The following is a 23,913-nucleotide window of genomic DNA, read 5'->3' as shown; positions in this document are numbered from 1 at the left end:
ATTATCATTTTTTAGCCAATGACCGCAGAATACTAATGGCTCGTACAAATACACCCGTGCCGCCTCTGGACTGGCTGCGCAGTTTCGAGGCGGCGGCGCGGCTGTCGAATTTCACCGCGGCGGCAGCCGAGCTCGGTCTCACCCAGGCAGCCGTCAGCCAGCACATCCGGTTTCTCGAGGAGCGGCTCAAGACACGTTTGTTTTCGCGGCTGGCGCGGGGCGTTGCACTGTCCCCGGAGGGTGCGGCCTACTTGCCTCACATCCAGTCGGCCTTCGCCACCATCGGCAACAGCACCGCGGAACTGTTCGAGCCGCGTGCCGTCCAGACCGTGACCATCCGGGCGCCGATCTCCTTTGCCTTGCTCATGCTGGTTCCGGCGCTGCCAGATCTCGCCAAGGCACTGCCGCGCATCCAACTCGATCTGGTGACGATCCATCGCCCTGCCGACTACGATCTGCCGGGCTCGGTGCTCGACATCCGCTTCGGCAACGGATCGTTCCCCGGACGCGAAGCCGACAGGCTGACCGCCGAGCGGCTCGTGCCGGTGGCCGCACCTGCGCTCGCCGGCGACGACGACTGGCCTTCCCTGCCGCTGCTTCTGGTCGCCGGCGCGCGCGAGATGTGGGCGGAATGGTTCGCCGCCGCTGGACTGGCTGGCCATCCCAGACGATCGCACCGCTTCGACAGTTTCGTCACCGCCATGGAGGCGGCGAGCGCCAGCGCCGGCGTGCTCTTGGGCTCGCGGCCGCTGGTCGATGCGGCGCTCGACAGCAAGACGCTGGTCAGGCTTTCCGACTATGAACTTTCCAGCACATCGGGGCATTTCCTGACCAAGGCGTCGACAGCACGCCTGACCGGAGCCGAACAGGATTTCCGCCAATGGCTGCTCCTGCGCCTCTCCGCGCCGGCATGACTGGTTATGAGATTGGCCCGATCCGCTTCCAGTAGATCAACGTGCCGGTCAGCCCGCCATGCGGCTTCAGGGCATAGTCCGGTATCTCACCGGCCAGCGTGAAGCCCAACCGCTCATAGAGGCCTGAGGCGCCCTCCTCGGTCGCCGTGTCCAGAACCAGCAGCGTGCGGCCCTTCTCCAGGGCGAGGCTCTCGGCGGCTCGCATCAGGCGCGTTCCCACACCCCTGCCCCGGTAATCGACTGATGTCATCAGCTTGGCGATCTCGGCCCGGTGCGGCTGGTTGGGCGGACAATCGAGCAGCAAGGTCACGGTGCCGACGAGGTTTTTGCCGTCCCAGGCGCCAAGCACCGATCTTTCGCCCCTTGCCGCCGCGGCCAGCGACTTCTCCCAGAACGTCCTTGCCGCCTGCGGCGCCAACGGATGCATGAAGCTGACCGAACCGCCGGCCGCCACCGTTGCGACCAGCAATTCGGCCAGCATGTCCTGCGTTTCGGCAGTCGGGTTCAGGGGTGCGATCTCGATCGAGTTCATGTGCAGGATATCCTGTGATTGCAATAGAAGCGGGCGCATTGCTGTCAGTCCAGACGGTGCGCGCGGCGTCGCTTTCGCGCCGCCTTGATGGCGCTGATGCGGTCGGCGTCTTCGTGCCCGAGATGCCGCCCGCGCTCGAGTATCTCGAGCGTGTACTCCTCATAGGTCAGGCCAAGCCGCTCGGCTCTGTCCATGCGCAGCAGCATCACCTCGTGGCTCGGCGCCTTCCACGCCTTGGCATGAGCGGCCTGCCAGGCAAGGAAGATGTAGGGATCGCCCTTGCCCCATGGCGGGCCCTTGTACTCATCGAGAGGCGGCCCCCCATTGTGGGAGCGCTTTGGTCTTCTTGCCATTGTGTCAGCCCCTGACCAGCGCGACGAGATAGTCGGCGCCGGGCTCGAGGGCGTGGAAGGTGCAGTCCGACGGCGCCCCGAGCGCCAGGCAGTCGCCTGATACAAGCTTGTGCACTGTCTCACCTTCGATGAATTCGAGCCGCCCGGAAATCAGCCATATCTGCTGCTTGATGAAGGCGTATGAAGCGGCCGGAAAACTGACCTTGGCGCCCGCCGGCAGATGCACCTTGATCAGTTCCAGCGGCATATCGCCAGCCGGCGAAAGATGCCGCCTGACATAGCCGGTGTCGGGATCGCGCCACACCGGCTGGTCGGCCTCGCGCAATATCCCGCCGCCCTGCAATTCCGCGCGCGCGATCAAGGTCGACAGCGTCATGCCGAAGGCCGACGCGATGCGCACCAGAAGCGCCGCCGTCGGGCTGGTCTTGCCCCGCTCGATCGTGCTGAGCATCGCCTTCGAGACGCCGGAATGCTCCGCGAGTTCGGCCAGGGACCAGTCGCGCACGGTCCTTTCGGCGTGTATTCTGCGGCCGATCGTCGAGGAAATGTCGTTCGCTATATCATCCATATGTCTATTATAGCGAAAAATAGACGCCGGAGAAGAGCCGGCTGGCGACAATTTTCACGAGCCCTTTAATGCTCTCTACACCATCCGACATCATCGGGCCTTAACCCCATTCGGGTAGGATCGATGCTCCAGGGAAATGGGGATTGGCCTGTCCATGTATGTCGAACGCGAAGCCTCCGTTGGAGAACCGACATCGCAGGAGCGCCGCGACGCAGAGCAGAACGACAAGCGCATCCTCGGCAATGTCGTGCAATGCGATGGCGCGCGCGCCACCATCAGCGCCTATGCGAATGACGCCGACGGCGCGGTGACCGGCCTGTGGACGGTCGGCAAGATGATTTCCATCAATCTCGGATCGACGCGAACCGTCGGCCTGGTCTACGCAATCGGCAAGTCGGACCGCGCCTGGAGCAATGAGGGCCAGAACGCCATCGAGGTCAGCATCGAGCTGATCGGCGAAGTCCGTGACGGAGCAGAGCCCGGCGCCAAACCGGTCTTCGATCGGGGCATCACCACCTATCCGCATATCGGCGCCGTTGCGCATCGGATCCGCACCCGCGACCTGCAGGCGGTATATGACCTCGCCGGGCGTCATTCGATCACGATCGGCACGCTCGCGCAGGACGAGACGATCGCCGCCAACATCGCCATCGACGATACGCTGGCGCGTCACTTCGCCATTGTCGGCACGACCGGCGTCGGCAAATCCACCGCCGTCTCGCTGCTGCTGCGCAAGTCGATAGCGGCACGGCCGGATCTGCGCATCCTGATCCTCGATCCGCACAACGAGTTCGCTGCATCGCTGCCCGAATACTGCGTCAGGGTCGATTCCAAAACGTTGGATCTGCCGTTCTGGATGTTCAAGCTCGAGGAATTCGCCGAGGTGCTGTTCCGGGGCCGCGAGACCGAGCCGGAAGAAATCGACGCCTTGCGCGACCTTATCCCGGCCGCCAAGAATCTCTACCGCAACCCGAATTCGGGCTCCTATATCAGGCGCGGCAGCGATGCGTTGACCGCCGATACGCCGGTGCCTTACCGCATCGCCGACCTGCTCAAGCAGATCGATGAGCGCATGGGCATGCTCGAAAGCAAGACTGATCGCCCGACACTCAAATCGCTGAAGACGCGCATCGAATCGGCGGCCGCCGATCCACGTTATCGCTTCATGTTCAACTCGCGCCTGATCGAGGACACCATCCACGAGACGATCGGCAACATCTTCCGCGTGCCGCATCATGGCCGACCGGTAACCTGCTTCGAGATGGCCGGCATGCCGTCCGAAGTGGTCAATTCCGTCTGCTCGGTGCTGGCGCGCCTGGCCTTCGACCTCGCTCTGTGGAGCGAGGGCAAGCTGCAGCTGCTGTTTTTATGCGAAGAAGCGCACCGCTATATGCCGGCCGATCCGCGCCTCGGCTTCGCGCCGACAAGGCACGCGCTGTCGCGCATTGCCAAGGAAGGCCGCAAATATGGCTGCTATCTCGGCGTCGTCACCCAGCGCCCGGGCGAGCTCGACCCGACCATCCTTTCGCAATGCTCGACCTTCTTCGCCATGCGGCTTGCCAATGAGCAGGACCAGGCGATCATCCGCTCGGCGATTGCCGACTCTTCCGCCTCGACGCTTGCCTTCCTGTCCTCCATGGGCCAGCGCGAAGCCATCGCCTTCGGCGAAGGCGTGGCGACGACCATGCGGCTGAAGTTCGAAAAACTGCCGAGTGACCTGCTCCCCGGCACCGCAAAACGCGAAGAGGCCACGTCGAAGCCAGGCGACGATGTCGATCTGGTGGCGATCGTGGAACGACTGCGCAATGTGCCTAAATCAACGCAGCAGGCGATGGCCTTCGCCGAGGTCGTCGATTCAGGCCGCCAGGCCGGCGACCCCGACTACCGCAAGCCACCCGCCGCACGCGCGCCATCGGACGACGATTTCGACATGCGCTACGGCCTAAAGCCCGCAACCTTCGGCCTGCGCCCGCAAAACGATTAGGTCAGCAGCGCCAACTCCTCTGCCTTCCGACCGAGAAGCCGCGCCAAGCTTGCGCCCTTGCCCAGCCCGCTCGGATAAATCCCGTCAGGGAATTCGTCAGGCCGAGTCGGGTGGTGCTGTTTTCGAGAACCGAAGCGGAGCGGACGTTTGAGTCCGTGAGCACCGGAAGCGCAGAAAACGGCGCCAGACGGCCAGCCTCACGAATTCAGTGACGCGATTTCAGGCGCAGACGCGGTTACGGCCCTGCCTCTTCGCCTCGTAAAGCTGGCGGTCGGCGCGGCGATAGAACTCTTCCGCTGTTTCCTTGCGGTCCCAGACGGCGAGCCCGACGCTGGTGGTGATCTTGAGGCGGACATTGCCCGACAGCACCGACATGTTGGCGATCGCCTTGCGGATGCGCTCGGCAAACTTGCCCAGAAGCTCGGCGTCCATGTTGGGCGTGACCACGGCGAACTCCTCGCCGCCCAATCGCGCCACCACATCGTGGTAGCGCGTCATGTCCTTGAGACAGTTCGCGACGGCCTTGAGCACTTCGTCGCCGACGTCATGGCCGTGGGTGTCGTTGACCTGCTTGAAATGATCGAGATCGAGGATCATCAGCCCGACGGGCTTTTCGATGCGCCGGAATTCCTCGAGATACTCCTTCAGCGCATCATCGAAATAGCGCCGGTTCTGCATGCCGGTCAGGCCATCGGTCAGCGCCGCATGCTCGAATGTTTCCGAGCGCGCGCTGAGCGAGACCGTCATGGCGCGCAGCTTGCCTTCCTCCATCGCCTGTTTGCGGATCAGCGGATAGATGAAGAAGATGCCGAAGAACAGCGCGGTGGCCAGGAGCACGCCGGTCGCGAACAAGAGCTTGTTGAGATAGATGACCTTGTCCAGACCCGAAGCCGTATGCAACTCGTCGGCGAAGGATTGCAGAAGTCCGTAAGCATGCAGCGTCACCAGGCCGGCGGCCAGGATCACGAATATAAAGACGAAAAATGCTGATTCCGCCTTGTGGAAACGCATCTGCTCCCCGTTGGAAAGTGCCCACTGATCTTATGGCATGGGCGGGCTTACGGAGGGTTAATTTGGACAACCACCACGGGAACCGTTCCTTGCAGGTAAACTTTTCAGGTTGTATCGGAAGCAAGCGCTGAGATCGTGGTTTCCAGATCATCACCGGGGCGCAATCTCAGCCATTCCGGCCCCAATTGATGCCTGAACCAGGTGGTTTGCCGCTTGGAATATTGCCTGGTCGCGATCTTGGCGCGTTCGATTGCCTCGGGAAAGCCAATCTCTCCGGCCATCGCTGCCTGCAGTTCGCGAACGCCGATCGCTTTCATCGCCGGCAATTCGGGATCGAGGCCAAGTGCTGCAAGCCGCTTGACCTCGTCCAGCGCGCCCTTGTCCAGCATCTGGTCGAAGCGTTTGTCGATGCGAGCGACCAATGCCGCCCGATCCGGCTCGATCACCAGGAAACGCGCGCTTTCCCTGTCGATGAGCGGCTGGCCGCGTTCTGCCTGCCATTCCAGGATCGAACGGCCAGACGCATCGAGAACCTCCAATGCCCGCACGATGCGCTGGCTGTCGGTTGGCTTGAGCATCATGGCCGCCGCCGAATCCTCGCGCAGCAGCAGGCTGTGCAGCTTGACGGCGCCCTGCTCCTTCAACTCATGGCGCCAGCGGTCGCGGACCCGCTGCGGAATGTCGGGCATTTCCGAAATGCCCTCGGCCAGCGCGCGAAAGTAGAGCCCGGTGCCGCCGACAAAAATCACTGGCCGTTCGGAGAATGTGCCGTCCTCGATCAGCTTCATCACGTCGCGCAGCCAGGCGCCGGTGGAATAGGCGGTGGCCGGGTGGACATGGCCATAAAGATAATGCGGTGCGCGGGCGAGGTCGGCCGCCTCCGGCCGGGCGGTCAGCACGTCGAGCACCGAATAACCCTGCATGGAATCCGTGTTGACGATCACGCCACCCCTGCGCTCGGCCAGATCGAGCGCAAGCGCCGACTTGCCGCTGGCGGTCGGCCCGGCTATCAGGATCGCGTTCTTCACGCGGCCCTCGCCCGCCTGCCCGCCGGAATGTTTCATGCCGCTGATCGCCACCCTTGTTTCCCGTCCCGCTGAGCGCGCTTTGTCGCTGTCGCTTGCGAATATGGCCTCACGGTCGGTCGGCGCAAGCGCTGTTGTCTGGCTGGCCGAAGGTATTGCCTGCGATCTCGTCCTGCCTGAGGCAGCCGACGACGCCGTCACGAGTGCCGTCTTGCGCACGGCACTTGCCAGCGAGGCCGTCGACGTGATCGTCCAGCAGGCGGAAACCCGCCGCAAGAAAATCCTGATCGCCGACATGGATTCAACCATGATCGACCAGGAATGCATCGACGAGCTGGCCGACGAGATCGGCGTCAAGGATCATGTTGCGGCCATCACCGCGCGATCCATGAATGGTGAGATCGCCTTCGAACCGGCTTTGCGTGAACGGGTGGCGTTGCTCAAGGGCCTCGACGCCGCCGTGGTCGATCGCATCGTCGCCAATCGCCTGACGCTGGCAGCGGGCGGCCGTGTTCTGGTCCGGACCATGCGCGCCAACGGCGCCTGGACGGCACTCGTGTCTGGCGGGTTCGAGGTCTTCACGACGCGCATCGCCGCCATGCTCGGTTTCCAGGAGAACCGCGCCAATCGCCTGCTCGAGCAGGACGGCCGCTTCACCGGGCTGGTCGGCGAACCGATCCTCGGCCGCGCCGCCAAGGCCGACGCGCTGATCGAAATTTCAGCGCGCCTCGGCCTGACGCCCGCCGACGCCATCGCCGTCGGCGACGGCGCCAATGATCTCGACATGATCCGCCTGGCCGGTACCGGTGTCGCGCTCCACGCCAAACCGACGGTGGCGGCACAGGCCAAGGTCCGCATCGATCATGGCGACCTGACCGCGCTGCTTTATGTGCAAGGCTACAGGCAGGAGGAGTTTGTGCAATGAAACCAATGCGCACCGAGCGCCTGATCCTGCGCAACTGGGAGGATCGCGACCGCGACCTGTTCCACCGCATAAACTCCGACGACCGGGTGATGGAGTTCTTTCCGTTCCGCTGCGACCGCGCCGAGGCGAATGCCAAGATGGATCAGTTCCGCGCCGCCATCGATCGCGACGGCATTGGCTTTGCGGCCGCAGAAATCGCCGCATCGGGCGAATGTATCGGTTTTGTCGGTATAACCGGAACCGATCACATGGACTTCCTGCCAGCCAGCATGATCGAGATCGGCTGGCGATTGGCGCCTGAATTCTGGGGCAGAGGTTACGTCACCGAGGCGGCTCAGGCATGGCTTGCGTATGGCTTCGAAACACTCGGCCTTGACGAAATCGTCTCCTTCGCCGTCGCGGAAAACCGCCGCTCCACCGCCGTCATGGAGCGCCTCGGCATGAGAGCCGATCCATCGGCCGACTTCGATCATCCCGGCATTCCCGACAGCCATCCCGCGCTCAAGCGCCATGTATTCTACCGGCTGACTGCCCAGAACTGGCGAAAGAACCGTCGCTGATCAATGTCGATCAGGCGGAAGCTCATCGCCAGCTTGCGGAGGTCCGCCAGCAACCCGCTCAAGCATTTTTCCAAAATCGCCGGCGGACGCATCGCCCGCCCGACGACGCAGGAAATCCGCCGCCGTTTCCATTGCTCCAACCTTCTGCGCCACAGCCGAAGCGATCCACTGATTGAGCGACACGCCATCCGCCTTAGCCAAACGCGCGGCCGCCTCCTTTACCGACAGCGGGAGCTTCAAAGGATAAGTCGCTTTGCTCATGTTCGAAGTCCTTCCAGGAATTCAGCCGGGCTTACGACTTGGACGTCGAAACGGCCTGCCGCAGCCGCAAAATCCCGGCGATTGTAGGTCACCAAGGCATCTGCCCGGCCGTTGATCGCGGCTTCAGGCACCATTTCATCCTTCGGATCGCTCAATTGCGGGCGCCAGAGAAAGTGCAGTTCAACCGGTTCTGCCAAGGTAGCAAAACCGGCAAGCAAACGATCCAGATCCGCATTCGACAATCCGTGAACCGCCATTTGCTCGGGTCGGGTCAACACGGTTTCATTCAAGAAACAGCGCTGTCGTCACCAATGGGCGGATGTGCCGATCCGCGATTCCGTGCAAGACGGCAAACGACGCACCATTCCTGCTTCGCAAACCTGCCGTCAGAACGTTTGTGTCCAGTACGATCCGTCTCACAAGCTAAAATAGTACATCCCATGGGATGCTACAATATACCTGTCAGCTGGCGGATCTCAGTCCATCCGGATCGTCACGAACCTGAGCTCGCCGGTCTTCGAGGCCAGCATCAAGAGCGCATTCTTGCGCCCCTGTTCCTTCAAGGCGCCGATCCGGTCCATGACGTCCTTGGGCGTGGCGACCGATTCCTGCGCGATCTCGGTGATCACCTCGCCGGGCTGGATGCCGCGTTCGGCGGCGGCCGAGTCCTTGGTGACGTCGGTGATGACGACGCCCGAAACATCGGCCGCAATGCTGAACTTCTTGCGTGTCTCGTCGTTCAGTTCGCCGACCGTCATGCCGAGCACCGAAGCAGTGGAAACGGCCGGAGCCTTGTCGCCCTTGTCTTGATCGGTGTTGCTGCCCTCCTCGCTGCTGGCGAGCTTCTCGCCATCCTCGAGCCGGCCGAGCGTCACTTTCACGGTCTGCTCGACACCCTTGCGCACGATGAGCACATCGACCGCCTTGCCAACCGGGCTTTCGGCGACGACGCGCGGCAGATCGCGCATCTCATGGATGTCCTTGCCGTCGAACTTGATGACGACATCGCCCGCCTGGATGGTGCCATTGTCGACCGGGCCGCCCTTGATCACGCCGGCGACCAGCGCGCCCCTGGCGGTCGCCATGCCGAGGCTTTCGGCGATGTCGTCGGTCACCGGCTGGATGCGCACGCCCAGCCAGCCGCGCCGCGTCTCGCCGAACTGGCGCAACTGGTCGACGACGCCGGACGCGAGCTGGGCGGGGATGGAAAAGCCGATGCCGATCGAACCGCCGGAAGGCGAAATGATCGCCGTGTTGATGCCGATGACTTCGCCGGCGCTGTTGAACAGCGGTCCGCCGGAATTGCCGCGGTTGATCGCGGCATCGGTCTGGATGAAGTCATCATAGGGGCCGGAATTGATGTCGCGGTTGCGGGCAGAGACGATGCCGACCGTCACCGTGCCGCCGAGGCCGAACGGATTGCCGATCGCCATCACCCAGTCGCCGACGCGCATCTTGGTGGAATCGCCGAACTTCACCGCCGTCAGCTTGTGGCCTTTCGGATCGACCTTGAGCACGGCGACATCGGTCTTGGTGTCGGTGCCGACCAGCGTCGCCTTCAAGGTGACACCATCGGAGAAATTGACCTCGATGTCGTCGGCATCGGCAATGACATGGTTGTTGGTGACGACGATGCCTTGCTCGGCATCGATGACGAAGCCGGAGCCCAGCGACTGCACCTTCTGCGAGCCGTTGTCCTTGTCACCGCCGCGGTTCTTGAAGAAATCGTCGAAGAAATCCTGGAAGGGCGACCCCTCGGGCAATTGCGGCATCGGCACCGCGCCCGGGCCTTCGGTGCCCTTGACCGTCTGCGAGGTCGATATGTTGACCACTGCGCCGAGCAGGCCTTGCGCCAGATCGGCAACCGAAGCGGGTCCATCGGCGGCAAATGTCGGCGTCACGAAGGACGGGACAGCGACGGCGCTGACAAGAAGTGCCGCCGCGCCGGCGATGAATGTCCGCCGAGCCGCGCACAGAATTGTATTGGATGTCATCGAGAAGCCTCCCGGTATCCTTGAAAAGAAAAGCGCTTCGACGAAAACGCCGCGTCACGCCATGTTGGCAAAAAATACGGCACGTTTGCGGCTATGACTATCGGCAGAGGATAAATCATCGCCGCCGTCATGCGCCCCGTACCAGCCAGACGATGCCGACGCCGATCACGATCGCCGCCAGCCCGGCGATCCGCAGCGCGTTCTCGGGCAGCGACAGCACTTCGGTGGCAAGTTTCCTGGCCAGGCCGGGAAAACCGCCATAGACCAGACCCTCTATGACAAGGACCAGGCCCATGGCGGCAAGAAAATCCTGCACCGGCCGCTACTGGCCGGTGCTGGGCTGTGCCGCCGGCGCGGCGGGTGCCGTCGCCGGAGCGTTTGGCGCAGGCGAAGCCGGCTTTGCCGGCCCCTCGCTGCCGTCAGGACTGCGGAAGAAGCGGAAGAACTCCGAGTTCGGCGACAGCACCATCGTCGTTCCGGTGTTGTCCAGCGCCGTGCCATAGGCATTCATCGACCGGTAGAAGTCGAAGAAGGCCGGATCGCGCTGATAGGCTCCCGCGAAGGTGGCGCTGCGCTGGGCTTCGCCCTCGCCGCGCAGGATTTCCGACTCTTTCTGCGCTTCGGCGACGATCTCGACCACTTCGCGATCGGCGCGGGCGGTGATGCGCTGTGCCGCTTCATTGCCGCGCGCCCTCAGCCGCGCAGCTTCCGCCAGGCGTTCCGCCTTCATGCGGTCGAAGGTCTGCTGCGAGACTTCGGCCGTGAGATCCGTGCGGCGGATACGGACATCCTCGATCTGCAGGCCGAGCGAGGTGGCGTCGGGCCTGAGCTGGTCGCGGACTTCGCGCATCATCACGGTGCGCTGTTCGGAAAGTGCGGCCTCGAAATCACGCAGACCGTAGACACGGCGCAAGGCAGCGTCGAGACGCGTCCTGAGCCGGGCTTCTGCCAGTTCGATCTGACCCGACACGGTGGAGCGGAAGACCCGCGGATCCGAGATGCGGTAGGCGATGAAGGCGTCGACCTCATAGAACTTGCCGCCTGACACCTGGACGCGGATGTTGTCGAGGTCGAAGCGCAGCACCCGGTTCTCGATCAGTTGCACGGTGTCGGCGTCGAAGAACGAGAACGGCGCCTTGAAGTAGATGCCGGGTTCGCTCTTGACGTCGACGATCTCGCCGAACCTGAGCACCAGCGCCTGCTGACGCGCATTGACCACGAAGACCGACGAATAGAGCAGGAACAGGATAACCGCTGCTGCGACGACGATGATGGGAAGACGGTTGGCCATCACTGGTTACCTCCCGTAACGCCACTGGGCGCAGCGGGTGCCGGCGCTTTCGGTTGCAATGCCGGCAGCGGCAGATAGGGAACGACCCCTTGCCCGTTGCCCTGCTCGACGATGACCTTGCTCGAATCCTTCAGAACCTTCTCCATGGTTTCCAGGTAGAGGCGCTTGCGCGTTACATCGGGCGCCTTGGCATATTCGTCATAGACCGAGATGAAGCGCTGGGCCTCACCCTCGGCTTCCTGCACGACCCGGTTCTTGTAGGCGGCCGCGTCTTCGCGAATCTGTGCGGCCTCGCCGCGCGCCTGGCCGAGCTTCTGGTTGGAGTACTGGTTGGCCTGCTCGACGAACTTGTCCTCGTCCTGCTCGGCGCGCTGCACTTCGTCGAACGCATCGGCCACTTCGCGTGGCGGTGCCGCATCCTCGATCGAGACGGCGTTGACGTTGAGACCGGCCTTGTAGCCGTCCAGCGTCGTCTGGATGATTTCACGCACCGAGGCGGCAATGCCCTGGCGGTCGTCGCGGAAGATGTCCTGCGCCGGCCGGCGACCGACGGCTTCACGCATGGCGCTTTCGGCTACCTGCCGCAGCATACCGTCGGGATCGGACACATCGAACAGATACGCGCTCGGGTCAGAGACCTGATAGGCGACCGAGAACTGGACGTTGACGATGTTCTGGTCGCCGGTAAGCATCAGCCCGGACGTGTTGCCACTTGTCGCGCCGCCGCCGCCGATATCGACGAGCTGCTCGGAAATCTTGGCCGTCTCGACGGTTTCGAGCGGCCACCAATGGAAATGCAGGCCAGGCTGCGACAGTTCGGTCTTCGGCTTGCCGAAGCGCAATTCGACCGCGACCTCGTCGGGCTGCACGGTATAAACCGCCTTGAACGCCCACAGCACCACAAGTGCAGCCGCGATCAGCGCGAAGATAGCCGGGCTCGCGCCGCCGCCACCCGGAAGAGCGCGCCGCAGCCGGTCCTGGCCCCGGCGGATGATGTCTTCGAGATCGGGAGGCGAGCCCTGTGGCCCGCTGGGTCCCTTTGGACCCTGCCCCCAGGGTCCTTGATTGTTGCCGCCGCCACCCCATGGGCCGCCGCCACCGCCGCTTTTGTCGTTCCAGGGCATGAATGTCCTTTCGCTTGGAATTCCCTCAAGCGCCGGTATTACGGCGCAAAATCCAGTATTGTTCTTCTATAGGGACGCAACGAGGCGCTTTCAACGCGATGCGCTGCCGACTTCGTCCGATTTGTCCGGTCGCGACCCTTTGTCTTCCTTCAATGCCCCTTTTTTCATTCAATGTCTCTCTCGACGCCGCTCGTAGACCGAATAACGCGTCGGGTGGCTGTCCTTTTCCCCGGCTGGGACGTCGTGCGAGCTGACAATGTGCCAGGAATCAGGATCGATCGGCGGGAAATGCGCGTCGCCGTCGACCGCTGCCAGCACATGGGTGACATGCAGGCGATCGGCCAGCAGCATGGCCTGGGCATAGATTTCGCCGCCGCCGATGACGCACACCTCGTCCACATCGGCCATGCGGCGCCCGCGCTCCGTCGCCAGTTGGATCGCGGCCTCGAGCGAATGTGCCGCCTCGACGCCCTCGGCGCGCCAGGTCTTGTCGCGGGTGACGACGATGTTCAACCTGCCCGGCAGCGGCCGGCCGATGCCCTCATAGGTCTTGCGGCCCATGATGATGGGCTTGCCCATCGTATCGGCTCTGAAGCGCTTGAGATCGGTGGAGAGCCGCCACGGGAGCCCGCCGTCCCGCCCGATCACGCCGTTCTCGGCGATGGCAACGTAGATTGCGACGTGCATCAATTGCCGTCCGTTGGCTCGAGGATCAGGATGTCGATGTCGCGCTCGGGGTAGAAATCATCCGCCGTCATCTCGAATGTCGTCGGTCCGGTCTTTTTGACATTGTCGCCGCAGAACGAGACCAGGGCTTTCGGATTGCCCTTGTCGATCGTCAGCTTGAACTTGCCGATCGTGCCGGTGGCCCAGTTGCCGCCGGTGGTCAGGATATAGGCGATGCGGTTCTCGACATATTTGGGGTAGCCGTCAGGGTCGTCCTTGGCAGCCTTGCGCACCGCATTTTCGAATGTGCCATCCATACAATAGCGGGCCTTGTAGGCCGCATACTGTCCCTGGAATTTGCCGTCGTAGAAGAAGCTGACTGAAGACGTGCCGCCGACGCTCGGTCTGTAGTGGTGGGACACATGAACGTCCTTGTTGGCCGGAAAGGTCGAGCGCCACCAGTAGGTCGAACGCAATTGCCAGAACGGCGTGTAGACCTTGGTCGTCTCGGTGCCGTCGCTGCCGGTGTCCTCGATGATGATGCCGCGGTTGACCCAGTCATCGACAACCGCTTGCGGCAGCTTGGCCAGCGCCGCCTTCGCCGCATCGCCGAATGGATAGAACGGCACGTTTTGCGCCTTCAACTCGGCGCTGATGTCGATGCCGAGCGCAAACACCTTCTGCTCCAGCTGCGGCTTGACGGCAACGCCGTCGATCGTCACCTCGAAGCCGAGGAAGTTGTCGCTCTGGTTTTCGGGGATCGCCGGGATTTCTTCGGGATTGCCCGATATTTCGGGCATCGGGAAAGCGACGATGGCCTCGACATCCCGATCGGTGTTGTTATGGAAGACATAGTCGACCGTGACGTTTTCCGGCGAGATGAAGAGGTCCTCGCTTTGCATCGACACGGCGTCGCTGCGCGACAGGATCAGGCCACCGGTGCCAAGTTCGGCAACCGAATCGTTGGCGTAGGCGGGCGCGGGCGACAGGGCCAGCACGGCGGTCAGAATATATCGCAACATGGAAACCACCTCGGCCAGAATGCTTGCAGGACCCTAGCGGTTTCAATGTGCCGTTCAAAGCCCTTCCGTATCCGCGGACGCGCGCCAGCGCGGTCTGGACTAACAGGTTCCGATCGGGCAGGAGTTCGCCCATGCGCAAGCTTCTCGTCATCGGCATCGGCGCCGGCAATCCCGACCACATGACCGTTCAGGCCATATCAGGCTTGAACCAGGCGGATGTGCTGTTCATTCCCGACAAGGGCGCGAAAAAAAATGAGCTGGCCGAACTGCGCCGCCGGATATGCGACCGCTTCGTCACCAATCCGAAGTCGCGCCGCGTCGAATTCGACGTGCCGGTGCGCGACATGCCAGTAGAAGATGGGCCGGCGCCCTCCTACCGCGCGACCGTCGATGACTGGCACGAAGCCATCGCCGCCATTTACGAAGGCCTGATCCGCGATGAGATTGCCGGCGACGGCTGCGGCGCCTTCCTGATCTGGGGCGATCCTTCGCTCTATGACAGCGCGTTGCGCATCCTCGAGCGCGTGCGCCTGCGAGGCAATGTGGCGTTCGAGCTTGAGGTGATCCCCGGCATCACCGCCGTCCAGGCACTTGCCGCCAGCCACAAGATGGCGCTGAACCGCATCGGCGATTCCGTCCTCATCACCACCGGCCGCCGCCTGACCGAGGAAGGCATGCCGGACAATGCCGGCAGCGCGGTCGTCCTGCTGGACGGCAAATGCGCCTTCAACACGCTGGCCGACAAGGATGTCGTCATCCATTGGGGCGCCTATCTCGGCACGGAAGACGAGATTCTCATCTCTGGCCGTCTCAGTGATGTCGGCGCCGAGATCGAGAGAACCCGTGAAGAAGCGCGCCGGAAAAAGGGCTGGATCATGGACACTTACCTGCTTCGCAAGCCAAGCGCAGAGGATTAGGCCCTACTGCCCTACTGCCCTACTGCCCTACTGCCCTACTGCCCTACTGCCCTACTGCCCTACTGCCCTACTGCCCTCACCCAGCATCAATCTCCGCCTGCAATGCCTCCATATGCGCCGCCGCCGCGGCAGAAGCCGCGCGCTCGATGGCGCGGAAGCGGCTGACCACTGCCAGGCCGACCGCCGTCAACTGTGCGCCGCCGCCCTTGCGGCCGCCGGTCTGTGCCGCCACCAGCGGCTTGCCGAACACCCGGTTCATGTCCTCGACCAGGTCCCAGGCGTGCTTATAGGACATCTCCATGCCGCGCGCGGCGGCCGAGATGGAGCCGAAGGCGGCGATCTGTTCCAGGAGTTCGATCTTGCCCGGCCCGACGCGCCCGTCGGGATCGAGATTTATCCGCAAGCTCAGCGACGGCATCTTTGCTCTCCGCGGTCACAACCCAACCCCATACTAGAAGCTCCCTGGCGAAACCGCTATTCCAAAAAGACATAGCGGGATTATCCATCCGCCTCGGCGGGCAGGCCGGCGCCGGTGTTCGCCCGATCGAAGCTCACCGTCTTGATCACCGCGAAAACCTTGCCGCCAAGATGAAGCTTCAGCGCCTGCCGCGACTGTTCGGTGATGCGGGCAAGCACGGTTGCGCCATTGCAGTCGATACCGACCTCGACCGCGGGCCCTTCGCCCGGGCTCATCGCGGTAATGGTCCCCGGCAGGATGTTGAGCGCGCTGAGACCCGTCGGCTTTTCGGTGGCGATCATCACATCGCGGGCGCGAATACGGATGCGCACCGGCGTACCTGCCTTCATCGCCAGCTGTGGCACCCGGAGCTCGCCCGCGGCCGAGCCGAGCACTGTCATGCCGAAAGTCTCGTCGTGACGCAGCACCCTGGTGTCCAGCACGGCGCCGCCCTCGCCGCGCTCCTCCGCCGGCAACAGGTCGAGCCTTTGCATCACCGCCTCGGTCGGCCCGCTGGCAACGACATTGCCCTGTGCCAGCATCACCACGTCGCTGGCCAGCCTCGCCACTTCGGCGACCGAATGACTGACATAGACGATCGGGATTTTCGTCTCGTCGCGCAGCCTTTCGACATAGGGCAGGATTTCGGCCTTGCGCGCTTCGTCGAGCGAGGCCAGCGGTTCGTCCATGAGCAGCAGTCTGGGGCTGGCAAGCAATGCCCGGCCGATCGCCACGCGCTGTTTCTCGCCGCCCGAGAGCTTTGCCGGCCGCCTGTTCATGAGCGGCCCGATGCCGAGCAGGTCGACGACGGCATCGATATCGGCGTAGCGCTCCGCCGGCGGCGTGAACCAGCGGCCGTAGCGCAGATTGCCGGCAACGCTCAAATGCGGAAACAGCCGTGCGTCCTGGAACACCATGCCGATGCGGCGCTTGTGCTTCGGCACGAAAATGCCGGCACCGGTATCGACCAGCACACGGCCGTCGACCTCGATGCGTCCCCTGTCGGGCCGGATCAGCCCGGCAATCATGTTGATCAGTGTCGTCTTGCCCGACCCAGACGCGCCGAACAGCGCCGTCAGCCGCCCGGCGCTTTCGAAGCGGGCGTCGATGGCGAAACCACCCAGCCGATGACTGATGTCGACGAGAACGCTCATTCGATGTCCAGTCGCCGGCCTACACGCCGCGCCAGCACCTCCGAAGCCACAAGTGCTGCCATGGAGATGACGATGGAGATCAGCGTCAGGCGGAGCGCCCCTTCATCGCCACCCGGCACCTGCGTGAAGGTGTAGATCGCCGACGGCAATGTCTGCGTCTCATTGGGAATGTTGGAGACGAAGGTGATGGTGGCGCCGAACTCGCCCATCGCCTTGGCGAAGGCCAGGATGGCGCCGGCGATCAGCCCGGGCAGGATCAGGGGCAGCGTGATGGTGACGAACACCCAGAGCGGATTGGCGCCGAGCGTTCCCGCCGCCGCTTCCATCTTGCGGTCCACCGCCTCGATCGACAGCCGGATCGCCCGCACCATCAGGGGAAAGCCCATGACGCCGCAGGCCAGCGCCGCACCTGTCCAGCGGAAGGAGAAGACAATGCCGAAATGCTCTGCCAGGAAGGCGCCGGCCGGGCCGCGCCGGCCGAAGGTGAGCAGCAGCAGATAACCGGTCACCACGGGCGGCAGGATCAGCGGCAGATGCACCAGCCCGTTGAGCAGCGTCTTGCCCCAGAATTGTCCCCGGGCAAGCAGCAGTGCGATCAAGATGCCAGGCGGCAGGCTGGCGAGCATCGCCACCGTCGCCACCTTAATGGACAGCCGGACCGCATTCCATTCGTCAGGAGTGAGGTCCAGCAGCCAGTTCATAGTGCCCCTTGGAACTCAGTTGCTCGGCGCGAGTACGGTAAATCCCTGATCCTTGAACAGTGCGGCCGCCTTGGCCGACTGCAGGCATTTCAGGAAAGCCGGCGTATCCTTGTCCTTCGAATCGGCGGTCTGGGCAACCGGATAGATGATCGGCGGGTGCGAATCCTCCGGGAAGGTGCCGACCACCTTGACGCCCTTTTCGGCATGCGCGTCGGTGGCATAGACAATGCCAAGGGCGGCCTCGCCCGTCGAAACCAGCTTCAGCGCCGCGCGCACGTTTTCGGCCTGCGCCACCTTGCCCTCGACCGAGGACCAGACGCCGAGCGATTCAAGTGCGGCCTTGCCGTATTTGCCGGCCGGCACCGCCTTGAAATCGCCCATGGCGAGCTTGCCGTCGCCGATCAGCTTGGCGAGGTCGAAGCCCTTCTCGATCCTGGTTTCGACCGCCGAGTCCTTCGGCGCCACCAGCACGATCTCATTGCCGAGCAGCTTCACTTCGGTGTCCGGCTTGGTCAGCTTCTTGTCGGAGAGATATTTCATCCAGTCGAGGTCGGCCGAGATGAAGACGTCGGCAGGCGCCCCGCCCTCGATCTGCTTGGCCAGCGCCGAGCTTGCGGCATAGGAGACGGTCGCGGCTTCGCCGACATCGGCCTGGCAGGCCTTGTTCACCGCGTCGAGCGCATCCTTGAGGCTGGCCGCGGCAAACACCACCACCTTGTCTTCCGCATGCGCTGCCGGCACGACTGCCATCAGCGCCGCAGCCAAACCGCCAATGGCGATCGCCCTCGATCCAAAACCTTTGCGCGTCATGGAAAACTCTCCCTGGTTTGAAATCCGGCCGGCTCGAAGCCTGCTAACCGATATATCCGTATGAATATAACAAGGGAAGGCCCGGCGCCCCATGAAAGCGTCTGTACGACACCGATTGTTCTGATGAGACCGGCAAAGAAACCCTGGAAAGGAAACTCCGATGAAGATCAGCGCCCGCAATATCCTCAAGGGAACGATCGCCGAGATCGCCAAGGGAGCCACCACCTCGCATGTCAGGATCGACATCGGTGGCGGCGCCATCGTCACCGCCTCGATCACCAACGAGGCCGTCGCCGATCTCAAGCTCGAAAAGGGCAAGCAGGCCTACGCCGTGGTCAAGGCCTCGGACGTGATGGTCGGCATCGACTGAAATTTGCGGCCTTAGACCGCGATCGGCGCCTTGATCGACGCATCGGCGACGTAGTTCTCCAGCCGGAAATCCTCGAAGCGGAAGGCGAACAGATCCTTCACCTCCGGATTGATCCACATCGTCGGCAGCACCTTCGGCGTGCGCCGCAGTTGTTCGCGTGCTTGCTCGAAATGGTTCGAGTAGAGATGCGCATCACCGAGCGTGTGGACGAAATCGCCGGGTTTCAGCCCGGTGACCTGCGCCACCATCAAGGTCAGCAGGGCATAGGACGCGATGTTGAACGGCACGCCGAGGAAGATATCGGCGGAACGCTGGTAGAGTTGGCAGGAAAGCCGCCCTTCCGAAACATAGAATTGGAACAGGCAGTGGCAGGGCGGCAGCGCCATCGCTTCCACTTCGGCCGGATTCCACGCCGAAACGATCAGCCGCCGCGATTGAGGATTTTTGCGTATCTCCTTGAGAAGATTCGCGATCTGGTCGATCGAGCCGCCATGGCCATCCGGCCAGGAGCGCCATTGCTTGCCGTAGACCGGGCCGAGATCGCCATTCTCGTCGGCCCATTCGTCCCAGATCGAAACGCCGTTATCGGTGAGATATTTGACGTTGGTGTCGCCGGCCAGGAACCACAAAAGCTCATGGATGATCGACTTGAGATGCAGCTTCTTGGTCGTGGTGACGGGAAAGCCGCGCGCCAGGTCGAAACGCATCTGGTAGCCGAAGACGGAGCGCGTTCCGGTGCCGGTGCGGTCGCCGCGATCGGCGCCGTTGTCCAGCACGTGCTGCAGGAGGTCGAGATACTGGCGCATCGGTTCCGGCTCGATTCGGTTGTCCAGCCATCATAGCTGACGGACAGGCAATCGAACACCACAAAGCAGCGCAAGCCCTGCCCGAAGGCTGCCAGTCCCCAACAACATCAGGGCTGACGCATGGACCGCGCCAGCCCCTGCAAATTGACGTGCGGTCGTCAGAGGGAGCCGAGTTTACCCAGGTCCTTGGCAACCAGATAGTAGAAGGTAACCCGGTTCTTGGTACTGTCGGCGGCCATCGCCTTGCAGACCTTCTCGATCGAAGCGTCGGCCTTGTTGTCGTCCGATATGCCGAGCTTCTTCGCAACCCAGCCAGCCTTGACGCGCTCTAGCTCCTTCGGATCGGTGCAGGACACCAGCGAGGAATCGCGGTTCCGGAGCGCAATGCCAAGATGCTTCACGATTTTGTCGACCACGTCGGCACTCGCCGAGGCATCGTATTTCTTCACGTCTGCAAGATAGTCGGCCATCAAAATTCCCCTCGTCGGCGCCACGGATCCGATCGATGAGGGCTGTGGCGCGCTGCTGCAACATGTGCGCTAGGTCGGTAACTCCTCACCGGGGCAAAGCTTCGGTTGAGACCGCGCCCAAGTCAACCCTTTGGACTTGCGGTTTTGTCAGGGGGACAAAGTGCCATTGCGGCCTTCCATTTCTTGCGATGGCCCCCTATATTCAGTCTGTCGGCTTGACCGACTATGGCGATAAATGGGCGATGAAATAAGCCGTTCGGACCCGGGGGCGGTACCCGGCGCCTCCACCAAAAGCCGCTGCTGATGACAGAGCGGTTTTTGCTGGGGGCGAAATAGGATCGACGAAGGTGTAAAGATCGTACTTTTGCCCGGCATGGTACCACCGTCATCGGGCTAAACCTGTAGTTGCAAATGACAACTATGCGGAAGCACGTCTCGCCGCGTAAGCGGTGCGATAGCTTCAAATCAAGCCCTAGAGGTTCGCACTTCTAGGCGGGGTTCGGAGGTACCTGGCAACAGAAACCTCCACTTCTCCCCTCCTCCTTAACATGCGTTACTCACAACGGCAGCTCCCGCCGGCCAACTTCGCACGCCCTCGGGCCGCGAAGCCGCCCTGCCGCGTGCCACCTCTCCACGGACAAAACATGCAAAACGATTCCGATCGATTCTTCGTGCTGACCGGCGGCCCCGGCTCCGGCAAGACCACCTTGATCGAAGCCCTGCGCCGGGCAGGCTTTGCCACCTCGATCGAAGCCGGCCGCGGCATCATCCGCCACCAGTCCGATATAGGCGGACCCGCTTTGCCCTGGCGCGATCGCGCGCTATTCGCCGAGTTGATGCTGTCATGGGAGATGCGCTCGTATCAAATCGCGCAAGAACAGACCGGGCGTCCTGTTTTCTTTGATCGTGGCGTTCCGGACACGCTCGGCTATCTCAGGCTGAGCGGCCTGCCGGTACCCGAACACGCCAACGCTGCTGCCGAGCGCTTCCGCTACCATCAGCGCGTCTTCGTCGCCCCGCTATGGCCGGAGATCTTCGCGCAGGATGAAGAGCGCAAGCAGACGCTCGACGAGGCCGAGCGCACCCACCATGCGCTGGTCGGCGTCTACACGGAACTGGGCTATGAGATGATTCCGTTGCCGCTGGCATCCGTCGAGGCGCGGCTGCGCTTCGTGCTGGCCGGGACAGGATTGGCGTGAAAAAGCCGGGATGAACCCCGGCCTTTTTCATTTGTTTTGGTTGCTTATTCCGCCGGTGCCTCGGCAGCTTCGCGCGAGCGGCCGAGCGTGACTTTGGCCAGCGTGAACGAAATCACCGCGCACAGCGTGATGCCGGCCACCATCGGCAGCGGCGTGCCGTCGAAGAACACGCCGGCAACACCCATGGCGAGTGCGCCGATGGCGAAATGCAGCGTGCCCATCAGCGCCGACGCCGTGCCGGCGATCTCGCCATGCTCTTCCATGGCCAGCACCGAGGTGGTCGGGATGACCAGGCCGAGGAAGCCGTAGCCGACGAACAGCAGGGCCGCCATCACGTCGAGCCGGTCGACGCCCGTCGCCATGATCGCCAACAGCACCACCATCGTCGAGGCATAGCCGGTCACCGCGACACGCACCACGCGGCGCAGCCCAAAACGCTCGGCCAGCAGCCCGGTCAGCTGCGACATGCCGATGAAAGCCACCGCATTGATCGAGAAGAACACGCTGTAGACCGAAGGCGACAGCCCGTAATGGTCGATCAGAATGAAGGACGAGCTCGACAGATAGACGAAGAAGCTCGCAATGCCGAAGCCGGCGATCGCCACCAGGCCAAGGAAATTGCGGTCGCCCATCAGGAAGCGATAGCCGGCAAGCGCGGTTCCGAAGGAGGAACCGACGCGTTCTTCAGCCGGCCGCGTCTCCTTGAGCGAGGTTGCGAGCAGCACCGTGGCAAGGGCGGCCGCGCCCGTCACCGTCCAGAACACGGCGCGCCAGCCGAAACTCTCGATGATCACGCTGCCGGTCAGCGGCGCCAGGATAGGCGACACCGAGAACACCAGCATCAGCAAGGACATCAGCTTGGCGGCCTCATTGCCGGTGTGCAGGTCACGCACGATGGCGCGCGGAACGGCCATGCCGGCGCTGGCGCCAAGCCCTTGCAGGAAACGGAAAGCGATCAGCCATTCGATGGTCGGCGCCATTGCCGAACCGATGCCGCCAACCATGAACAGCGCAAGGCCGCCATAAAGCGGCAGCTTGCGGCCGACCATGTCGGAGATCGGCCCGACGACGATCTGGCCAAAACCCATCGACAGGAAGAAGATCAACAGGCTCATCTGCACGGCAGCGGTGCTGGCATGCAGATCCGCGCCGATCGACGGCAACGCGGGTAGATACATGTCGATGGCGAACGGGCCGATGGCGGACAACAAGCCGAGCACGACCGCGATGCGGAGGAATTTGGGACTCATGATAAAGGCTTCTTTCAAATCTGGTTGCCGCCGCCAGGCGACGTCTAACCTAGGACGTTCCATCCCGTGAGATTCCGACACCTCAAGAGCGAATCCTATTCGTCTCTCTCACGCGAAATCTCTTTATCTTGTGTCCACAAATTTAGACACTCTTGTCTAAATCGTCAATCACCTCTATATAGTTTTTTATGAAGCTGCACGTTTCTCCTGACATTTTCCCGCCACGCGGCCATGAGGCCAAGCGCCTCTCGATCGTCGACTCCGCCGCCACCGTGTTTTGCCGCGAAGGTTTCGCCGGCGCCAACATCGATCTGATCGCGGCCGAAGCCGGCGTTTCGCGCCAGACGATCTACAACCATCATGGCGACAAGGAGAAACTGTTCGTCGCCGTGGTCCGCGACCTCACCGAACGCTGCAATGCCGGCATCTTCGCCACCATTGCCACCTTCCCCGACCAGCCGGGGGATCTCGAAGCCGACCTGATCGGCTTTGCCGTGCGCCTGAACCAGAACTGCATCTGCAACCGCGACGGAAAATTCCTGCGCAAGCTGATCCAGACCGAAGGCGAGCGCTATCCCGAACTGTTTGCCGAATGGCGCGAACAGGGTCCGGGCAGGACATGGCCGGCAATCGCCGCCCGCTTCGCCCGCCTCGCCTATGGCGGCCATCTCACGATCGAGGATCCCGACGTGGCGGCACGCCAGTTTCTTGGCCTCGTCAATGCCGAACTGCAGACCACCTTCATGCTTGGCGGCTCGCCGCGCGAGGACGAGGTGCTGCAATCCGCGACCAATGGCGTGCGCACCTTCCTACGCGCCTTCGGCAAGCGCCGGTCCGCGGCATCGTCCGAAAAGCAAAGCGCGCTCACCAGCGCCTGAGCGATCAAATCGCTGGCAATAGTCTTCGCTTCCGCGCAAGGGTGATCTATATGCGGTTTACGCCGCCCTCAAGCTTGATTACAGCTATGCGGACGATTCAACGGAACCCGACCGCCACATGGCCGACGACCACATCCGCTACGACATTCTGGCCCAGGAGGCGTTGCGCGGCGTCATGCGCAAGGTCCTGGCCGAGGTCGCGCGCACCGGCCTCCCCGGCAACCACCACTTCTTCATCACCTTCCTGACCGGCGCGCCGGGCGTACGCGTGTCTTCGCGGCTGCGCGAGCGCTATCCCGAGCAGATGACCATCGTCATCCAGTTCCAGTATTGGGACCTGAAGGTGACCGATACCGGCTTCGAGGTTGGCCTGTCCTTCTCCGATGTTCCGGAAAAACTCGAAATCCCGTTCTCGGCCGTGCGCGGCTTCTATGATCCCTCGGTCAATTTCGAGCTCGAATTCGACGTCAAGACGGATGGTGCGGCAGCCGAGGAACCGGCTGCGCCAACTCCGGAGCCGCTGACCATCGTCTCCGAGAAAAAGCCGAAGGCCGAGAAGAAGGCCGCCGCCGAGGCGGAGAAGAAGCCTGCGGTCGCGGACGCCGCCACCAAGGGCGCCGAAGTGGTCTCGCTCGACGCCTTCCGCAAGAAATAGGCCGGCGACTTACGCC

30 protein-coding genes and 1 other RNA gene are annotated in these 23,913 nt (G+C 62.9%); 10 read left to right on the top strand and 21 right to left on the bottom strand.

Annotation, left to right across the window (positions count from 1 at the left end; translation table 11 throughout):
- Positions 1-35: 35 nt before the first annotated feature.
- Positions 36-914, top strand: coding sequence for a LysR family transcriptional regulator (locus NP945_RS17280; RefSeq protein ID WP_256747023.1), 879 nt, complete (start codon positions 36-38; stop codon positions 912-914).
- A gap of 4 nt (positions 915-918) precedes the next feature.
- Here the strand turns inward: NP945_RS17280 and NP945_RS17275 are convergent, their stop codons facing one another.
- From NP945_RS17275 to NP945_RS17265, 3 genes are read right to left on the bottom strand one after another with little or no spacing between them, the layout of a single operon-like run.
- Positions 919-1,446, bottom strand: a complete 528-nt coding sequence (locus NP945_RS17275; protein ID WP_127268619.1) for a GNAT family N-acetyltransferase — start codon at positions 1,444-1,446, stop codon at positions 919-921.
- Between the two features lie 44 nt (positions 1,447-1,490).
- The gene (locus NP945_RS17270) at positions 1,491-1,799 is read right to left on the bottom strand and encodes a hypothetical protein (protein WP_127268618.1); all 309 of its coding nucleotides are present in this window, start codon (positions 1,797-1,799) and stop codon (positions 1,491-1,493) included.
- Positions 1,800-1,803: 4 nt separating this feature from the next.
- The gene (locus tag NP945_RS17265) at positions 1,804-2,367 is read right to left on the bottom strand and encodes a helix-turn-helix domain-containing protein (protein ID WP_127272678.1); all 564 of its coding nucleotides are present in this window, start codon (positions 2,365-2,367) and stop codon (positions 1,804-1,806) included.
- A 154-nt stretch (positions 2,368-2,521) separates the two neighbouring features.
- Here NP945_RS17265 and NP945_RS17260 point away from each other — a divergent pair, with 154 nt between their 5' ends.
- Positions 2,522-4,351, top strand: coding sequence for an ATP-binding protein (locus NP945_RS17260; RefSeq protein ID WP_127328926.1), 1,830 nt, complete (start codon positions 2,522-2,524; stop codon positions 4,349-4,351).
- Positions 4,352-4,570: 219 nt separating this feature from the next.
- On the opposite strand, the gene NP945_RS17255 is transcribed toward NP945_RS17260, so the two are convergent.
- Positions 4,571-5,362: a GGDEF domain-containing protein gene (locus NP945_RS17255; protein WP_127271965.1), complete on the bottom strand. Its 792-nt coding sequence runs from the start codon at positions 5,360-5,362 to the stop codon at positions 4,571-4,573.
- Between the two features lie 104 nt (positions 5,363-5,466).
- Positions 5,467-6,426 carry a tRNA (adenosine(37)-N6)-dimethylallyltransferase MiaA gene (miaA, locus tag NP945_RS17250; protein WP_306283190.1) on the bottom strand — a complete coding sequence of 320 codons (960 nt, stop codon included), beginning with the start codon at positions 6,424-6,426 and terminating at the stop codon, positions 5,467-5,469.
- Between miaA and serB the strand changes: the two genes are divergently transcribed.
- Together serB and NP945_RS17240 are read left to right on the top strand one after the other, a co-directional pair.
- Entirely contained in the window at positions 6,425-7,312 is an 888-nt protein-coding gene (gene serB / locus NP945_RS17245) for a phosphoserine phosphatase SerB (protein WP_128364485.1), read from the top strand. The two genes, miaA and serB, sit on opposite strands and share 2 nt — an antisense overlap.
- A complete protein-coding gene (locus NP945_RS17240; protein ID WP_256747022.1) occupies positions 7,309-7,872 on the top strand; it encodes a GNAT family N-acetyltransferase in 564 nt (187 codons plus the stop codon). Before serB ends, NP945_RS17240 begins: the two co-directional genes overlap by 4 nt.
- Here NP945_RS17240 and NP945_RS17235 read toward each other — a convergent pair whose 3' ends face one another.
- From NP945_RS17235 to NP945_RS17200, 9 genes are all read right to left on the bottom strand, one after another.
- Positions 7,873-8,133, bottom strand: coding sequence for a pilus assembly protein HicB (locus NP945_RS17235; protein WP_127328922.1), 261 nt, complete (start codon positions 8,131-8,133; stop codon positions 7,873-7,875).
- Positions 8,130-8,423 (bottom strand): putative toxin-antitoxin system toxin component, PIN family, encoded by a 294-nt coding sequence (locus NP945_RS17230; RefSeq protein ID WP_245463834.1) that lies wholly within the window; start codon positions 8,421-8,423, stop codon positions 8,130-8,132. Before NP945_RS17230 ends, NP945_RS17235 begins: the two co-directional genes overlap by 4 nt.
- Entirely contained in the window at positions 8,416-8,553 is a 138-nt protein-coding gene (locus NP945_RS32000; RefSeq protein ID WP_348629444.1) for a PIN domain-containing protein, read from the bottom strand. The genes NP945_RS17230 and NP945_RS32000 overlap by 8 nt, the downstream gene beginning before the upstream one ends.
- Before the next feature lie 56 nt (positions 8,554-8,609).
- A complete protein-coding gene (locus tag NP945_RS17225) occupies positions 8,610-10,127 on the bottom strand; it encodes a DegQ family serine endoprotease (RefSeq protein WP_127271780.1) in 1,518 nt (505 codons plus the stop codon).
- Positions 10,128-10,254: 127 nt separating this feature from the next.
- On the bottom strand, positions 10,255-10,443 hold the full coding sequence (locus NP945_RS17220) for a DUF2065 domain-containing protein (protein ID WP_023813072.1): 189 nt from the start codon (positions 10,441-10,443) through the stop codon (positions 10,255-10,257).
- Between the two features lie 6 nt (positions 10,444-10,449).
- Positions 10,450-11,418, bottom strand: coding sequence for a protease modulator HflC (hflC, locus tag NP945_RS17215; protein ID WP_127328921.1), 969 nt, complete (start codon positions 11,416-11,418; stop codon positions 10,450-10,452).
- Positions 11,418-12,542: an FtsH protease activity modulator HflK gene (gene hflK / locus NP945_RS17210; protein ID WP_023813074.1), complete on the bottom strand. Its 1,125-nt coding sequence runs from the start codon at positions 12,540-12,542 to the stop codon at positions 11,418-11,420. Before hflK ends, hflC begins: the two co-directional genes overlap by 1 nt.
- Positions 12,543-12,710: 168 nt before the next feature.
- Complete coding sequence (locus NP945_RS17205) at positions 12,711-13,229, bottom strand: dihydrofolate reductase (protein WP_127271784.1); 519 nt, start codon at positions 13,227-13,229, stop codon at positions 12,711-12,713.
- Entirely contained in the window at positions 13,229-14,230 is a 1,002-nt protein-coding gene (locus tag NP945_RS17200; protein ID WP_256747021.1) for a DUF4424 domain-containing protein, read from the bottom strand. Before NP945_RS17200 ends, NP945_RS17205 begins: the two co-directional genes overlap by 1 nt.
- A gap of 131 nt (positions 14,231-14,361) precedes the next feature.
- Here NP945_RS17200 and cobF point away from each other — a divergent pair, with 131 nt between their 5' ends.
- On the top strand, positions 14,362-15,147 hold the full coding sequence (gene cobF, locus NP945_RS17195) for a precorrin-6A synthase (deacetylating) (protein ID WP_256747020.1): 786 nt from the start codon (positions 14,362-14,364) through the stop codon (positions 15,145-15,147).
- Between the two features lie 76 nt (positions 15,148-15,223).
- On the opposite strand, the gene NP945_RS17190 is transcribed toward cobF, so the two are convergent.
- From NP945_RS17190 to modA, 4 genes are all read right to left on the bottom strand, one after another.
- The gene (locus tag NP945_RS17190) at positions 15,224-15,565 is read right to left on the bottom strand and encodes a winged helix-turn-helix domain-containing protein (RefSeq protein WP_127271788.1); all 342 of its coding nucleotides are present in this window, start codon (positions 15,563-15,565) and stop codon (positions 15,224-15,226) included.
- Positions 15,566-15,645: 80 nt separating this feature from the next.
- Complete coding sequence (modC, locus tag NP945_RS17185; protein WP_256747019.1) at positions 15,646-16,758, bottom strand: molybdenum ABC transporter ATP-binding protein; 1,113 nt, start codon at positions 16,756-16,758, stop codon at positions 15,646-15,648.
- Positions 16,755-17,459, bottom strand: coding sequence for a molybdate ABC transporter permease subunit (gene modB / locus NP945_RS17180; protein ID WP_256747018.1), 705 nt, complete (start codon positions 17,457-17,459; stop codon positions 16,755-16,757). The genes modC and modB overlap by 4 nt, the downstream gene beginning before the upstream one ends.
- Before the next feature lie 15 nt (positions 17,460-17,474).
- Positions 17,475-18,269, bottom strand: coding sequence for a molybdate ABC transporter substrate-binding protein (gene modA, locus NP945_RS17175; protein ID WP_127398265.1), 795 nt, complete (start codon positions 18,267-18,269; stop codon positions 17,475-17,477).
- A 160-nt stretch (positions 18,270-18,429) separates the two neighbouring features.
- Between modA and NP945_RS17170 the strand changes: the two genes are divergently transcribed.
- Positions 18,430-18,639 carry a molybdopterin-binding protein gene (locus tag NP945_RS17170; protein WP_256747017.1) on the top strand — a complete coding sequence of 70 codons (210 nt, stop codon included), beginning with the start codon at positions 18,430-18,432 and terminating at the stop codon, positions 18,637-18,639.
- Positions 18,640-18,650: 11 nt separating this feature from the next.
- On the opposite strand, the gene NP945_RS17165 is transcribed toward NP945_RS17170, so the two are convergent.
- Both NP945_RS17165 and NP945_RS17160 read right to left on the bottom strand, forming a co-directional pair.
- Entirely contained in the window at positions 18,651-19,445 is a 795-nt protein-coding gene (locus tag NP945_RS17165; protein ID WP_127271791.1) for a thymidylate synthase, read from the bottom strand.
- A 158-nt stretch (positions 19,446-19,603) separates the two neighbouring features.
- Positions 19,604-19,915 carry a DUF2853 family protein gene (locus NP945_RS17160; protein ID WP_127271793.1) on the bottom strand — a complete coding sequence of 104 codons (312 nt, stop codon included), beginning with the start codon at positions 19,913-19,915 and terminating at the stop codon, positions 19,604-19,606.
- Positions 19,916-20,085: 170 nt separating this feature from the next.
- Here NP945_RS17160 and ssrA point away from each other — a divergent pair.
- Positions 20,086-20,445, top strand: a transfer-messenger RNA (tmRNA) gene (gene ssrA / locus NP945_RS17155).
- 114 nt (positions 20,446-20,559) lie between these two features.
- On the top strand, positions 20,560-21,114 hold the full coding sequence (locus tag NP945_RS17150; protein ID WP_256747016.1) for an AAA family ATPase: 555 nt from the start codon (positions 20,560-20,562) through the stop codon (positions 21,112-21,114).
- A 44-nt stretch (positions 21,115-21,158) separates the two neighbouring features.
- Here NP945_RS17150 and NP945_RS17145 read toward each other — a convergent pair whose 3' ends face one another.
- Positions 21,159-22,364, bottom strand: coding sequence for a multidrug effflux MFS transporter (locus tag NP945_RS17145; RefSeq protein WP_256747015.1), 1,206 nt, complete (start codon positions 22,362-22,364; stop codon positions 21,159-21,161).
- A gap of 188 nt (positions 22,365-22,552) precedes the next feature.
- Between NP945_RS17145 and NP945_RS17140 the strand changes: the two genes are divergently transcribed.
- Both NP945_RS17140 and NP945_RS17135 read left to right on the top strand, forming a co-directional pair.
- A complete protein-coding gene (locus NP945_RS17140) occupies positions 22,553-23,242 on the top strand; it encodes a TetR/AcrR family transcriptional regulator (protein ID WP_127271156.1) in 690 nt (229 codons plus the stop codon).
- 118 nt (positions 23,243-23,360) lie between these two features.
- A complete protein-coding gene (locus NP945_RS17135) occupies positions 23,361-23,897 on the top strand; it encodes an SspB family protein (protein WP_256747014.1) in 537 nt (178 codons plus the stop codon).
- The last annotated feature ends 16 nt before the right edge of the window (positions 23,898-23,913 follow it).

Source organism: Mesorhizobium sp. LMG17149 (assembly GCF_024518695.1).
Classification (GTDB): Bacteria; Pseudomonadota; Alphaproteobacteria; order Rhizobiales; family Rhizobiaceae; genus Mesorhizobium.
The sequence above is the reverse complement of the archived record's forward strand: the minus strand, read 5'-3'. Positions and strand labels throughout refer to the sequence as shown.